Genomic DNA, 14,223 nt, shown 5'->3' with positions numbered 1-14,223 from the left:
TTATCAGGAAAGAATGAGGAAAATACGAGGATGAAAAAGGCAAAACAATGTCTGATAGCATTACTGCCAGGTGTGCTTTTAACAATTACTGTTTTGTCTGGCTGTGGACAATCTCAAAAAGCAGTATCTAAAAATGACGATCACCTTACCGTGTATCTGTGGGAAAATCGTTTAATGAAAAATATTGTACCCTATATCCATGAGCAGTTTCCAGATCAGGATATTGAGTTTATTACCGGTAACAATGATACCGATTTATATAGCTATTTTGAGGAACATGGTGAACTGCCGGATATCATAACCGTACGTCGATTTTCTGGAAAAGATGCACAGGATCTAGAGCCATATCTAATGGATTTTGCTTCTTATGACGTGGTTTCCAGGTATTACTCCTATGCATTGCAATATTATAAAAATTCAAAAAATGAGATTCAGTGGCTTCCTATCTGCGGTATACCGCAGACGATTATTGCCAACAAGACATTGTTTGAACAGTATGGAATCAAGATACCGAAAAACTATAAGGAATATGCACAGGCATGTCAGCAATTTTATGATAATGGTATAAAACCGTATTCCCTGGATCTTGCAGAAGACTGGTCTGCTCATGAGGTGATTCAGACAGGTGCAATTAGGGAATTCATGAGTCTGGATGGAATCGAATGGAGAAGCTCAGCTGAAAGTGCATCAGGGGATATCGCATTTGATGATGCGTTATGGAAACGTATTTTTTCAGAAACCAATACATTCTTGAAGGACTCACATTTTACAAGTGATGATATCAGCGTCGATATTAATACTGCAACGCAGATGTTCCTTGAGGGAAAAGCAGCAATGTTTCATGGTTATCCGGCACTTATGCAGGAATTTCAGGAACAGATGGATGCAGAATTAACTCGTATACCGTTTTTTTCACAGATTTCGGATGAAGCTTTTATAAATATGACCCCTTCTCTGAATATTGCATTTAACAAAGAACTGGAAAAAGATCAGGAAAAACTGGACCTGGCATTCGATGTCCTGGAGTGTATGATTTCAAAAGAAGGACAAACATTGATCGCAGATGGAAAGGGTGTAATTTCATTAAATGTAGATGTTCCAAACATGATGGAAGATGTACCTGGACTGGAAGATGAAATTAATAATAATTCTGTTTATATCCGATATTCTGCTCAAAAATCATTTTATGCCAGTCTTGAGGCTGTTCACGGATTATTGTCAGGGGAAATGGATGAAACACAGGCTTATGATGCTTTTCGCAGCACAATGAACAGTAAGGATTCAAAAGAAGAAACCACAGTTAATTTTGAAAATGAATATTCCATTTCGCTAAATGATAAAAACGGTCGTGATGCGGCATCTTCTATTTTAACTACGATTAGAGAAGAAAAGGATGCTCAGCTGGCTTTGGCACCATATTATTATTTTACTTCCTCCATTTACAAAGGGGAGTGTACCTGCAGCCGGGTTGGTCTGATGACAGCAAAGAGTTTAGATACACCATTATACCTGGCAAAAATCAATGGCAAAGAGATTTATGAACTTGCGGAGAAATATCTTGCTGATTCTGATGAGAAATTCCATATAACCAATAAATATGAATTACCAATTGCATCCGGTATGAAAATAATCGTCAGGCAGGAGGAAAATGGATTCTCATTAAAGGACATAGAAGTAAATAAGAAAAAAATCGACAAAGAAAAGGAGTACTCTATTCTTCTTACAGACACCACAATGTCTGTTTTGAAAAAAATAAATCCGGGATGTGAGATCGAGCAGATTAAGGACACAACATTATCAAGTGCATGGACCGCAGCAATGGAAAACGGACAGCAGCCGTCAGCACCGGAAGATTATATAGAGGTTGAAAAATAAAAGTGGGAACAGAACAGGCGAAAACAAAAAGAAAAAAGATGATAGTACCATTGTTCTTTTTAATTCTTATCTTTTTAAACTTAATTTTTGTAAAGCTCCTTTTGAACAGGATGAACAGCTATATCGCAGAAAACGGGAAAAGCAGTATGGGAGCAGTTGTTGAACAGATACAGCAGACCTATGATCTGCAGGTGAATGGATACTACAGTCGGCTGCATATGCTTGAGGATTTTCTTACTCAAGAGGGAGTGAGATCTATTGAACTGGATAGAAACAAGAAGTTCTTTGAGGCATGGCAGAAAGAATCTGAAAGTACACTTATATTTCTCCAGGAAAATGGAAAGGCAATAACCACTGATGGAACAAAACTTCGGGTTGACATGCCAAGTAAACTTTTGTTGGATTTGAGGAACGGATATAATATTGGAAAATTGGTTTCTCTTGATTACAACCAGAAGAAAAAAGATGGTTATCTGGTTGCAATTCCATGTCAGGAATATACGATTAAGGGGGAAACTTATACGGCAATTGGAACCTTGTATGATCATTCAAAATTAGATTCCATGTTAAGTGTGAAAAGCTATAACGGGAATGCGTATCTGTTTATGCTGGATAACGACGGAAATATTACTTATACAAATCAGAAAGAAGATAAATTTTTCAGGAACTATTTCTTGTTAAAGCATTTAAAAGGAGATCAGGCTATCACTGAGGAAGAGGCTGATTCTCTTCAAAAAAAGCTGGATGGCAGAGAACAGGGGGTAGAACTTGTGGAAAGTGACAAACCTTACTATCTGGGATACTGTCCGATAGAAAATAATAACACCATGCTGATTTGTATTGTAGAAAAAAGTGTTGTAGATAATGTACTAAGAGATTATCAGAAAACAATAGTGTTTGAAACAATACTCATGGCAGGTTTTATACTTTTGCTTTTTGCCGGATTATTCTACAGTATTTCCAGACGCAGTCTTGCTGAGCAAAAAGCTGAATACGAAAAAAGAAATAATGAGATTCAGACGCAGGCAATGAAGGATATGGAGGAGTCCAATAAAAAACTGAAAAAAGCAAAGGACATTACAACGGAAGCCTTGCAGACCGCTGAAAATGCAAATAAGGCGAAAACGGATTTCCTGTCCAATATGTCACATGATATTCGTACACCAATGAATGCAATTATCGGCATGACATCATTGATCAGACATGATGCCGGTAATAAAGCGAAAGTAATAGAGTATGCAGATAAAATAGACATTTCATCACAGCATCTGTTAGGAATTATTAATAATGTTCTGGATATGAGCAAAATTGAGGCAGGAAAAACAGTTTTTAAGTATACCGATTTTTCCATCTTGGATTTTATTACAGAACTCAATACCATATTCCATTCACAGATAGACGAAAAAAATCAGACTCTTACAATCATAAAAGAAAACATCCGGCACGAGTGGGTGAACGGAGATCAGGTTCATCTGATGCAGATTTTCAGCAACTTGGTTTCTAATGCAGTGAAGTACACGCAGGAAGGTGGAAAAATTCAGTTTCTGGTAGAAGAATGTGAGACAAAATCATCTGTCTACGCAAAGTACCGTTTCTTAGTCAGCGATAATGGCATGGGAATGTCGGCAGATTTCAAAGATACAATTTTTGATGCTTTTACTCGTGCTGAAAGTTCTATGACGAATAAGATACAGGGAACTGGTCTTGGAATGGCTATTACTAAAAATCTGGTTGAAGCAATGGGAGGCACCATTGATGTGGAGAGTGAACTGGGCCAGGGAAGCTGCTTTGAGGTTCTTATAGATCTGAGAATAGCAGAAGATAGATTTGTTTCTTCAGCAGAACAGGCAGAAAAGGATGAACCGGCTGGCAATGTCCTGAAAGAAATGAGGTTTCTGTGTGCAGAGGACAATGAGCTGAATGCAGAAATCCTGATGGAATTGTTAAAGATTGAGGGTGCAGAGTGTACAATCTGTGAAAATGGTAAAAGGGTCTTAGAGGCATTTGAGCAGTCTGCTCCGGGGGATTATGACATGATCCTGATGGATGTACAGATGCCGGTTATGAATGGTTATGAGGCAACAAAAGCAATCCGAAGAAGCTCCCATGAACTGGCAAAGACAATTCCAATCATTGCTATGACCGCCAATGCGTTTTCTGAGGATATCCAGCATTCTCTGGCAGCCGGTATGAATGCCCATGTTTCAAAACCGGTTGAGATGAAGGTACTGGAAAAGACGATCAGAAGCATAAAATCCGGCGGGGGGCACCGAAATGCAGCTCATTGAACAGTGACAAATGGATATGGAAAAGAGCTGATGAAAGAATCTGGCATTGCCAGAACTTTCAATCAGCTCTTTTTTAGCATCAGTTCCCTCTTGACATTTTTTCATTTCCTGCTATACTTATCAAAAGTAATTACTAAAGATAACTAATTTTTAAACAGAAAGGAACCTTTTCCATGACACAGGAAAAATTAAAGCAGTTCCTGGATGCGTGTTTTGATGCAAAGCGTCTGATCGAGAAGCTCCCGGACCTGCCGGACGGTATGAAGCCGCGGCAGGTGCATGTGCTGGATGCGGTGAATGAGATTCAGAAAAAGCAGGGCTTCTGCCGCGTCAGCGACATCAGCAGCTATATGAACACAACGCTGCCGAGCATCACCAAGCTGGTGCAGGAACTGGAGGAGAGAAATCTTCTCGTGAAACAGGCGGATGAAAAAGATAAGCGCGTGATCAACCTGACACTGACCGAAGAGGGAAAAGAGTTTGTGGAACTCCGCGTGACGCACTTTCACGGGGAATGGGCATCCCGCCTGCCAGATCTGGACGACGCGGTGGTGGACGAATTTGTGTATGCAATCACACGGATGCAGGAAACGATGCCGGGAATAAAAGGAGTGAAAAACAATGGCAAAAGAAAATAAGAAAGAAATATCGTTTGTAGAGGGACCGATTTTCCAGTCCCTGATCCGCTTTGCGCTGCCGGTGCTCGGCGCGCTGATTCTGCAGGCGGCTTACGGTGCGGTCGACCTTCTCGTGGTCGGCTGGTTCGGCGATGCGTCGAGTATTTCCGCTGTCGGAACCGGAAGCAACTTCATGCAGATGGTAACACTTATCATCACCAGCCTTGCGATGGGTTCGACCGTTATGATCGGCCAGCACATCGGCGAGGGCAAGCCGGATAAGGCCGGCAAAACCGTGGGAACCTCGATTGTTCTGTTCGCCATCATCGGTGTCGTCATGACGGTGATTCTGGAGCTGTTCGCAGGCCCGATCGCCAATATTTTACAGGTCCCGGCGGAGTCTTTTGACAAAACCGTCCTCTACCTGCGGATCTGTTCCGGCGGTATTCTGATCATCATCGCGTACAACGTCATCAGCAGCGTGCTTCGCGGAATCGGTAATGCAAATCTGCCGCTTTTATTCGTCGGCATCGCCTGCGCAGCCAATATTGCCGGAGATCTGTTCTTCGTCGGTGTGCTGAAACTGGACGTTGCGGGAGCAGCGCTTGCGACGGTTCTGGCGCAGCTGATTTCTGTCATCGCCTCCATGGGTGTGTTGAAAAAAGGCAATCTGCCGATTGAATTCAAAAAAGAAGACTGCCGCATCGACCATGACGAGCTGAAGAAAGTCCTGAACGTCGGTGTGCCGATCGCGCTGCAGGAGACGACCGTACAGATTTCCTTCCTTGTGATCAACTCGATCATCAACGGCATGGGCCTTATGCCGTCCGCCGGATACGGTGTGGCGCAGAAGCTGACCTCATTCATCATGCTGATCCCGTCCTCTGTGATGCAGTCTGTGTCAGCATTCGTGGCACAGAACACCGGAGCCGGAAAGAAAGACCGCGCGTGGAAGGGCTTCCTCACCGCAATCGCAACGGGCTGCTCTCTTGGAGTTGTGATTTTCTGCATCGGTTTCTTCGGTGGAAGTGTCATCTCCAGAATCTTCACGAGCGATCCGGCCGTTATCGAGCAGAGCGCCGCTTACCTGCGCGGTTTCGCACCGGAATGTATTCTGACCTGTGTGCTGTTCAGCAGCATCGGATACTTCAACGGCCGCGGCATCAGCATCCCGGTTATGATCCAGGGAATCACCTCCGCCTGCCTGATCCGTATTCCGCTGGCGCTGTTCTTCTCACACCTGCCGAATACGAACCTGACCTTCGTCGGCATGTCCACCCCGATCACAACCGTATACGGCATCTGCTTTTTCATGATCTGTTTTACACGGTTAAAGAAAAAAGGGCAGATGTAATTGAATCAAACATAACAGAACTGCCTAGGAAACGGCACGGAGCGATCCGCCGTTTCCCAGGCAGTTTTTGGTATTGTTTGTCTGGAACTTTTTTGATACAATACAGACAGAAAGAGCGGAACCCTGTTCAGAAGGGACAGAACAGACGGAAAGGGGAAGAGGAGTGGATAACAGAGAAATCATCAATGAGACACTGGTCCATCTGTTTCACGAGATACAAAAACTGGAAGAAGAGGCGATCATCACCGAGGATTTCAAGGATCTGACGAACAACGATATGCACATCATAGAAGCCGTCGGCCTGGAGGGCGGCAATATGTCATCGATCGCGGCAAAGCTCGACATCACGGTCGGATCGCTGACAACGTCGATGAACAGTCTGGTGAAAAAAGGCTACACCGAGCGGGAGCGCAGCGAGAAGGACCGCCGGATCGTCTACATCCACCTGACCGGAAAGGGACGGCAGGCATTCCATCATCACGCAAAATTCCACGAGCAGATGACGGATGCCGTGATGGCGGAACTCGGAGAAGAGGAAGTGCAGGTGCTCGGGAAAACGCTGAAAGCGCTGACGGACTTCTTTCGGTCGTATAAAAAATAGAAACAAAAAGGCTTTTGCAGCCGGGACAGAATCAGAAAAATCTGTCCGGTATGCAAAAGCCTTTTTCGCATGGAAACGCATAGAAAAATGCTATTTTTCTACGCCGTTCTTCTCACAGATATCCGCGAGCACACACCGTTCACAGTGCGGTGTCGTCCGCGCAGTACAGACCTCGCGTCCGTGCTCCACAAACCGGTGGCAGAGCGAGCTTCCTTCTTCCGGCGGCACAATTTTCCAGAGTGCCATCTCCACCTTCTTCGGATCCTTGCAGTCATGCACGAGCCCGATGCGGTTGCACAGTCGGATGCAGTGCGTATCCGTCACAATCGCAGGCTTTTTGAATACATCGCCCATAATCAGGTTCGCACTTTTCCGTCCCACGCCCGGGAGCTTCAAAAGTGCGTTAAAGTCATCCGGCACCTGGCTGTGGTACTCGTCGCGCAGCATGCGCATGCAGGCGTTGATGTCGCGTGCCTTGCTCTTTCCAAGACCGCACGGCCGCACAATTTCCTCGATTTCCTCCGGTGTCGCGTTTGCCAGCGCATCGATATCAGGATACTTTGCGTAGAGATCCTCCACCACAACATTGACCCGCGCATCGGTGCACTGTGCGGCCAGGCGGACACTGACGAGCAGCTTCCACGCCTGGTCATAGTCAAGCGTACAGTCGGCGTCAGGATATTCTTGTTTCAAACGTTCAATGACGGCAAGCGCCAGTTTTTCTTTTGTCATCGTGTTAAACTCCCATTCTCAAAGATATTAAAACAGCGAAAGCTATCAGGATCCTTTCTCGCGTGCTGCCTTCCGAAGCTGCAGCGGCGTCGTGTGAAACCGCTCGCGGAAGAGGCGGTGAAATAGCTTATCGTTTGTAAAACCATGCTTTTCCGCGAGCGTGCCGACCGGCAGATCCGTGGCGATCAGGTCGCGGTAGATGCGGGAAAGACGGTAGGAATTCAAGTATTCCAGATACGTCGTTTCCATGTTCTGGCGGAAGAACCGGCAGAAATATTCCGGCTGCAGCGAGACAACATCGGCAGCCTCCTTCAGCGTAATCGGCCGCTGGTAATTTTCCTGCGTGTACGTCAGAATCGTATCGAGCCGTGTCTGCGTCCGGGAGCTCATCGGGTGGTGCGCAAGCGGGCTCTTCTCGGAAAATTTCGTGTAGAGCAGATCGAGAAACGTAAAAAGCTCCCGCTGGAACGTCAGCAGATAGCCGTCGGGCATTTCGTCATGAAGCTGCATCATCGAAAGCAGAAGACGCCGGAGCTGGCTGATATTTTTCTGCACTTCCGGATTCGTACTGTCGTAGTCAATCGAGAACCAGAGCTGTGACGGATCAGGCAGATAGTTCGCAAGGAACGCATCCGGAATCTGCATCAGAATCGAGCGGTTTCCCGTGGACGGACAGCGCGCCGTGTGGATACGCCCGGAATTGATCAGCAGAAATTGACCCGGAAGGACGGTCTTTGTGCGGTCCGAGAGCGTGACAATGGAGGAACCCTCCAGAATATAAATAATTTCCAGCGCGTCGTGCCAGTGCGGCGGCGAAAAACTGCCGAAATCGTCGGTTACACGAAATTCGATGCTGCGGTTCGGCTGCAGCGTGATGTGTTCCTGGCGTGTCTGGCGCGGCAGATGATCTTTGCGTGGCATAAAAAACTCCTTTTTTGTTCAACTTAGTGTATCACTATCTTATCACGAAACCCCCGAATTGGGTATAGCAATTTTTGTATGAAGTTGTTATAATAAATGAACACAAAGCCACGTCACATACGGCTTCGTGCAAACTCAATCTAAAGAAAAGTGAAGGAAGAAAACGTATGTATCAAGTATGGAGTAATTTTTTAAATCCCGGCCAGATCGCCATGCTGGGAATCGTGGTCACCTTTCTGCTGACCTTTCTGGCGTTAAAGCATCCATTTTCCTTTCTGCCGAGCGATCACGGCAGAGAATTTGCCGTAAACGGCGGCCTCTCCCGCGGAAAACTGCGCGGCGTCGGCCTTGTGATCGTCATCTGTTTCCTGATCGGAAGCGTTCTGTTCCTGCCTCTTGGCGCCGAGTATGTGATCTACGCGATCCTGCTCGTCTGCATCATGCTGAGCGGCTACCTCGATGATGCATCCGAAACCCCGTGGAGCGATTACAAAAAAGGCGCGATTGACCTCGTCATCTCCATTGTGACCGTCATCACCTTTGTGAATTACAATTCCACCACGATCTACTTCGGAAGCATGTCCCTTACCATTCCGAAAGTGGTCTACATAATCCTCGGCATCATCCTGATCTGGATTTCGATCAACGTTACAAACTGTTCCGACGGTGTCGACGGACTCTGCGCGAGCCTTTCCTGCGTGGTTATCTTCGCGTTCAGTATGATTTTCCACGATGTCCTTGGAAGCTTCACCGTAGCCAATTACCTGTTCGTGGCAGCGCTTCTCGCGTACCTGTATTTCAACACCTCGCCGAGCAGCATGCTGATGGGAGACGCCGGTTCGAGAGCACTTGGCTTCTACATCGCCATCCTTGCCATGCAGTCCCGCCATCCGTTTTTATATCTGTTGATGGCAGGCGTGATGATCGTCGACGGAGGAATCGGCCTTGTCAAAGTATTTTTACTCCGTTTCCTGAAAATCGCGATCCTCAAAAATACAAGAACACCGCTGCATGACCATGTCCGCCTGAAATACAAATGGTCCGACAGTCAGGTTGTGATCCGCTTTGTGATCCTGCAGATCCTGCTGGCCGTCATTGCGTATCTGATTGCAGCATAAGAAAAAACAGAAGAGAAACGGGAGTGTGTCTTTTGCAGACGTCTGCGGGGCACACTCCCGTTTTGCATCCCAGCCCCCCGAATACACCAAAAAGATAGAAAAAGATAATATCGCCGTATTTTTTCACAGAATCCGCCCTGTTTTCGAAAGCAAGAGTGTGGTAGTATAAAATTACCAAAAAACGTCAGCTTGAAACAATAATTTTGTAAAGATTGATGAAAGGAAAGTGCTTTCAGCTATCTGTTTCAGGCTCATCCAATCAGGAGGTAATGAAAAGATGAAATTCACAGAAGGTTACTGGCTTCCGAGTGAAAAAGCAAATGCATCCCATGCAATGCAGGCTTATGAAGTAGAGCAGATCCCAGGCGGTATGCGTATCCTGGCTACCACCCGCCCGATCGAGCACAGAGGTATGACCCTGAACCTGCCGACCATCACCGTTGAGTTCGTGGCACACACACCGGATACCATCTCCATGGAAGCATGGCACTATGAAGCATACGACAACAAAGTTCCGTCCTTCGACAAAACAGAGAGCGTATACGAGGACGTAACCGTTACCATCAACGACGATGAGGCAGTTCTCGACACCGGAAGCGTACTGGTACGCGTACAGAGAAAAGGAATCTTCGCTTACACCTTCGAGGCAGACGGAAAAGTCCTGACCGGAAGCGGATTCCGCAACCTTTCCTATATCAGATGGGAACGCAAGCAGAGCACCATGCTGCCGGCACCGAACTACATGACCGAAAAATATCAGCCATACATGGTAAGTGAGCTGTCCCTTGGCGTAGGTGAGTGCGTATACGGCCTTGGCGAGAGATTCACCCCATTCGTGAAAAACGGACAGGTTGTTGATACCTGGAATGAAGACGGCGGTACTGCATCCGAGATCGGATACAAATGCGTACCATTCTATATGACAAACAACGGCTACGGTATTCTCGTTGACAGCACCGACAACGTTTCCTTCGAAGTAGCAAGCGAAAAAGTTGAGTATGTCGGCTTCTCCGTACCGGGCGAGAGAATCAAATATTATCTGTTCCACGGCCCGTCACCGAAGAAGATCATGAACGAGTACACCGCACTGACCGGACGTCCGGCACTTCCTCCGGCGTGGTCCTTTGGTCTGTGGCTGTCCACATCCTTTACCACAAACTACGACGAAGAGACTACCACATCCTTCATCGAGGGAATGGAGAAGAGAAATATTCCGCTGAGCGTATTCCATTTCGACTGCTTCTGGATGCATGAATTCCACTGGTGCGATTTCGAGTGGGATAAGAAATGCTTCCCGGACATCCGTGCAACCTTAAAGAAATATCATGACAAAGGCCTGCACATCTGCGCATGGATCAACCCGTACATCGCACAGGGAACCGCGTTCTTCAAAGAGGGTGCAGCAAACGGCTATCTCCTTCAGAGAGCAGACGGCAGAGGCGTATGGCAGACCGACAACTGGCAGGCTGGTATGGGTCTGGTAGACTTCACCAACCCGGATGCCGTAAAATGGTACACGGATAAACTGAAAACCGTTCTGGACTGCGGCGTAGACTGCTTCAAGACCGACTTCGGCGAGAGAATCCCGGTTGATGTTGTATACCACGACGGAAGCGATCCGCAGGCAATGCACAACTACTATACATACCTGTACAACCAGGCAGTATTCAACCTGTTAAAAGAAGTAAAAGGCGAGAACGAGGCAGTTCTGTTTGCGAGAAGTGCAACAGCAGGAAGCCAGAAATTCCCGGTACACTGGGGCGGCGACTGCTCTGCAAACTATCCGTCCATGGCAGAAACCCTGCGCGGCGGTCTTTCCTTCGCGATGAGCGGCTTCTCCTTCTGGAGCCATGATATCTCCGGATTCGAGAGCACCGCAACACCGGATCTGTACAAGAGATGGTGCGCATTTGGACTCATGTCTACCCACAGCCGTCTGCACGGATCAGGAAGCTACCGTGTGCCGTGGCTGTTCGATGACGAAGCATGCGATGTTGTAAAATTCTTCACCAACCTGAAATGCTCGCTGATGCCGTACATCTTCCAGAAATCTGTAGAGGCACACGAGGAAGGAACCCCGGTTATGCGCCCGATGGTATTCGAGTTCATGAACGACCCGGCCGTTCCATATCTGGATCAGCAGTACATGTTAGGTGATGCCCTTATGGTTGCACCGGTATTCCGCGAGGATAAAGTTGCACAGTACTACCTGCCGGAAGGCACCTGGACCGAGCTTCTGACCGGCGAGACAAAAGAGGGCGGCAGATGGTATCAGGGAACCTACGACTACTTCTCCATGCCGCTGTATGTAAGAGAGAACAGCATCGTAGTAAGAGGAAACTGCGACACCAAACCGGATTACGACTACGCTGACCACGCAACTGTTTGCGTATATCAGTTAAAAGACGCAGCCGAGACAAAAGTTCCGGATATCCACGGAAACAATGTATTCACCGTAAAAGCAGTGAAAGACGGCGACACAGTGAAAGTATCCGTAGAAGGCGCACATACCGAACTGAAAGTAGAAGTCTTCGTCGGAAATGAAAAGAAAGAAGCTGTTCTGGCAGCAGATGCAAGCGAAGTTGTTGTTGCATAAACATCGGAATGTAAGAATATAGGGAGAGGCACGGAAAAGCAAATTTTTCTGTGACCTCTCTTTTCAAAAAAGGAGAATAAAACAATGCGTTTTCAGACAGAAAATGGTGTGTTAATTGCACAGGTAAACGGAGAAACACTGCGGATTGAGCCGTGGGGAAAAGATTCCTTACGTGTCCGCGCAACCATGCTTCCGGAATTTTCCGGAAAAGACTGGGCGCTGATCGAAGTGCCGGAAAAAACAGAGGCAAAAGCAGAGCAGTTTGCGGTCGATCATCTGGAAATCGACGGAGCGATGGGAAAAAGAACCAGCGCATCGATCACCAATGGAAAAATCCGTGCTGTAGTCAACTTTGCAGGAGTTATCACCTTCTACAAAGAAGAACAGGAAATTTTAAGAGAATATCACCGTTGCTACGACGGAACGATCAGCAAAGAGAGCCGCTGCTTAAAAACGGTCAACCGTGAGTGGAAAGGTGTGATCGGCGGAAGCGAATACAGCCTGAACCTGAAATTTGAGAGCAACGACGAAGAGAAAATTTTCGGAATGGGCCAGTATCAGCAGAAATACATGGATCTGAAGGGATGCACCCTGGAGCTGGCGCAGCGGAACTCCCAGATCAGCGTACCATTCGCCGTATCCAGCTTAGGATATGGTATGCTGTGGAACAATCCGGCTGTCGGACAGGTAACCTTCGGAAAGAACTACACCGAATGGACTGCACGCTCGACCAAAGATATGGACTACTGGCTGACCGCAGCCGATACACCGAAAGAGATCCTGGAAAATTACACCGCAGTGACCGGCCGCGCGCCGAAATTCCCGGAGGACCGTATGGGCCTGTGGCAGTGCAAGCTGCGCTACCGTACGCAGGAGGAAGTGCTTGAAGTGGCACGCCGCTACCAGAAGGAAGGCATCAAAATCGATCAGATTGTCATCGATTTCTTCCACTGGACCGTACAGGGCGACTGGAAATTCGATGAAAAATACTGGCCGGATCCAAAAGCCATGGTGGACGAACTGCATTCCATGGGAATCAAAGTTATCGTTTCCGTATGGCCAAGCGTAGACCGGAAGAGCGAGAATTTCTGGCCGATGCTGGACCGCGGCCTGCTGATTAAAACAGAGCGCGGCGCCCTGCAGACGTATGATTTCCAGGGGGACTGCGTGGAAATCGATGTGTTCAACCCGGAAACCAGAAAATACGTCTGGGAAGTCTGCAAGAAAAACTATTATGATTTTGGAATCGATGCCTTCTGGCTGGACAACTCAGAACCGGATTTCGGCGTTTACGATTTCGATCATTACCGCTATATCGACGGACCTGCTCTTTCCTGCAGCAATATCTATCCGCAGCTGTACAGCCGTGTCTTCTATGACGGCATGAAAGCAGAAGGAGAAGAAAATATTGTAAACCTGCTTCGCTGCGCCTGGGCCGGAAGCCAGAAATACGGAAATGTTGTATGGTCCGGCGATGTGCCGAGTACCTTTGAAGCCTTCTATGATCAGCTCCAGGCCGGCCTTAATATGGGTCTTGCCGGCATTCCATGGTGGACAACCGATATCGGCGGCTTTATGACAGATGATGTCAACGACCCGGATTTCCAGCAGCTTCTGATCCGCTGGTATGAGTTTGCCGTTTACTCTGCTGTTTTCCGTATGCACGGCGACCGCGGACCGCACAACATTCCACCGCTCGATGACCGTGATTTTGGCGGCGGCTACCTGTATACCGGCCAGTCCAATGAACTGTGGAGCTATGGAGAAGAAAATTACCGGATCATGAAAAAATATTACGACATCCGCATCAGCATGCACGATTACATCAAACAGCTGTATGACGAAGCATCCGAAAACGGTTCTCCGCTGATCCGTACCATGTTCTACGAGTTCCCGGATGACAAAAAATGCTGGGAGCTGCAGGATCAGTATATGTTCGGAAGCGAATACCTGGTAGCGCCGATTTTCCATCTGAACGAGTTCGAGCGTGAAGTATATCTTCCGGCAGGACGCTGGGAAGACACCAGAGACGGAAAAGTGTACGAAGGCGGACAGACTATCCGTGCCGCTGCACCGATCGATTCGATTCCGGTATTTAAGAAAATGGCATAAGATCGTGTA

10 protein-coding genes are annotated in these 14,223 nt (G+C 47.3%); 8 read left to right on the top strand and 2 right to left on the bottom strand.

Translation table 11 applies throughout. The features are described from left to right. Nucleotides 1-30: 30 nt before the first annotated feature. The 5 genes from DW642_RS05930 (at nt 31) to DW642_RS05910 (ending at nt 6,735) form a co-directional block, all read left to right on the top strand. A complete protein-coding gene (locus DW642_RS05930; protein WP_117509589.1) occupies nt 31-1,875 on the top strand; it encodes an ABC transporter substrate-binding protein in 1,845 nt (614 codons plus the stop codon). A 2-nt stretch (nt 1,876-1,877) separates the two neighbouring features. Then, entirely contained in the window at nt 1,878-4,163 is a 2,286-nt protein-coding gene (locus DW642_RS05925) for an ATP-binding protein (protein ID WP_242991136.1), read from the top strand. Between the two features lie 173 nt (nt 4,164-4,336). After that, nucleotides 4,337-4,801: a MarR family winged helix-turn-helix transcriptional regulator gene (locus tag DW642_RS05920; protein ID WP_117509588.1), complete on the top strand. Its 465-nt coding sequence runs from the start codon at nt 4,337-4,339 to the stop codon at nt 4,799-4,801. Then, entirely contained in the window at nt 4,785-6,134 is a 1,350-nt protein-coding gene (locus tag DW642_RS05915) for an MATE family efflux transporter (protein WP_117509587.1), read from the top strand. The genes DW642_RS05920 and DW642_RS05915 overlap by 17 nt, the downstream gene beginning before the upstream one ends. A gap of 163 nt (nt 6,135-6,297) precedes the next feature. Further along, complete coding sequence (locus DW642_RS05910) at nt 6,298-6,735, top strand: MarR family winged helix-turn-helix transcriptional regulator (protein WP_022463033.1); 438 nt, start codon at nt 6,298-6,300, stop codon at nt 6,733-6,735. A gap of 90 nt (nt 6,736-6,825) precedes the next feature. Here DW642_RS05910 and DW642_RS05905 read toward each other — a convergent pair whose 3' ends face one another. Both DW642_RS05905 and DW642_RS05900 read right to left on the bottom strand, forming a co-directional pair. Continuing rightward, complete coding sequence (locus tag DW642_RS05905) at nt 6,826-7,467, bottom strand: endonuclease III domain-containing protein (protein ID WP_117509586.1); 642 nt, start codon at nt 7,465-7,467, stop codon at nt 6,826-6,828. Nucleotides 7,468-7,512: 45 nt separating this feature from the next. Then, on the bottom strand, nt 7,513-8,388 hold the full coding sequence (locus DW642_RS05900; protein WP_117509585.1) for an AraC family transcriptional regulator: 876 nt from the start codon (nt 8,386-8,388) through the stop codon (nt 7,513-7,515). A 167-nt stretch (nt 8,389-8,555) separates the two neighbouring features. On the opposite strand from DW642_RS05900, the gene DW642_RS05895 reads away from it, so the two are divergent. The 3 genes from DW642_RS05895 to DW642_RS05885 all read left to right on the top strand — a co-directional run bounded on the left by DW642_RS05895 (nt 8,556) and on the right by DW642_RS05885 (nt 14,214). After that, nucleotides 8,556-9,506, top strand: coding sequence for a phospho-N-acetylmuramoyl-pentapeptide-transferase (locus DW642_RS05895; RefSeq protein ID WP_055265074.1), 951 nt, complete (start codon nt 8,556-8,558; stop codon nt 9,504-9,506). A 277-nt stretch (nt 9,507-9,783) separates the two neighbouring features. Beyond that, nucleotides 9,784-12,102 (top strand): alpha-xylosidase, encoded by a 2,319-nt coding sequence (yicI, locus tag DW642_RS05890; protein WP_117509584.1) that lies wholly within the window; start codon nt 9,784-9,786, stop codon nt 12,100-12,102. Nucleotides 12,103-12,186: 84 nt separating this feature from the next. Continuing rightward, complete coding sequence (locus DW642_RS05885; RefSeq protein WP_117509583.1) at nt 12,187-14,214, top strand: glycoside hydrolase family 31 protein; 2,028 nt, start codon at nt 12,187-12,189, stop codon at nt 14,212-14,214. Nucleotides 14,215-14,223: the final 9 nt, after the last annotated feature.

Source organism: Blautia sp. AM23-13AC, from assembly GCF_003435675.1.
In the GTDB taxonomy this organism is placed as follows: Bacteria; Bacillota; Clostridia; order Lachnospirales; family Lachnospiraceae; genus Fusicatenibacter; species Fusicatenibacter saccharivorans.
This window is presented reverse-complemented; position numbering and strand designations above follow the sequence as displayed.

What these genes read in the sequence shown, in the direction of transcription:
- DW642_RS05930 (WP_117509589.1), top strand. Translation starts at nt 31, where the DNA reads ATGAAAAAGGCAAAACAATGTCTGATAGCATTACTGCCAGGTGTGCTT.
- DW642_RS05920 (WP_117509588.1), top strand. Translation starts at nt 4,337, where the DNA reads ATGACACAGGAAAAATTAAAGCAGTTCCTGGATGCGTGTTTTGATGCA.
- DW642_RS05915 (WP_117509587.1), top strand. Translation starts at nt 4,785, where the DNA reads ATGGCAAAAGAAAATAAGAAAGAAATATCGTTTGTAGAGGGACCGATT.
- DW642_RS05905 (WP_117509586.1), bottom strand. Translation starts at nt 7,467, where the DNA reads ATGACAAAAGAAAAACTGGCGCTTGCCGTCATTGAACGTTTGAAACAA.
- DW642_RS05900 (WP_117509585.1), bottom strand. Translation starts at nt 8,388, where the DNA reads ATGCCACGCAAAGATCATCTGCCGCGCCAGACACGCCAGGAACACATC.
- DW642_RS05895 (WP_055265074.1), top strand. Translation starts at nt 8,556, where the DNA reads ATGTATCAAGTATGGAGTAATTTTTTAAATCCCGGCCAGATCGCCATG.
- yicI (WP_117509584.1), top strand. Translation starts at nt 9,784, where the DNA reads ATGAAATTCACAGAAGGTTACTGGCTTCCGAGTGAAAAAGCAAATGCA.
- DW642_RS05885 (WP_117509583.1), top strand. Translation starts at nt 12,187, where the DNA reads ATGCGTTTTCAGACAGAAAATGGTGTGTTAATTGCACAGGTAAACGGA.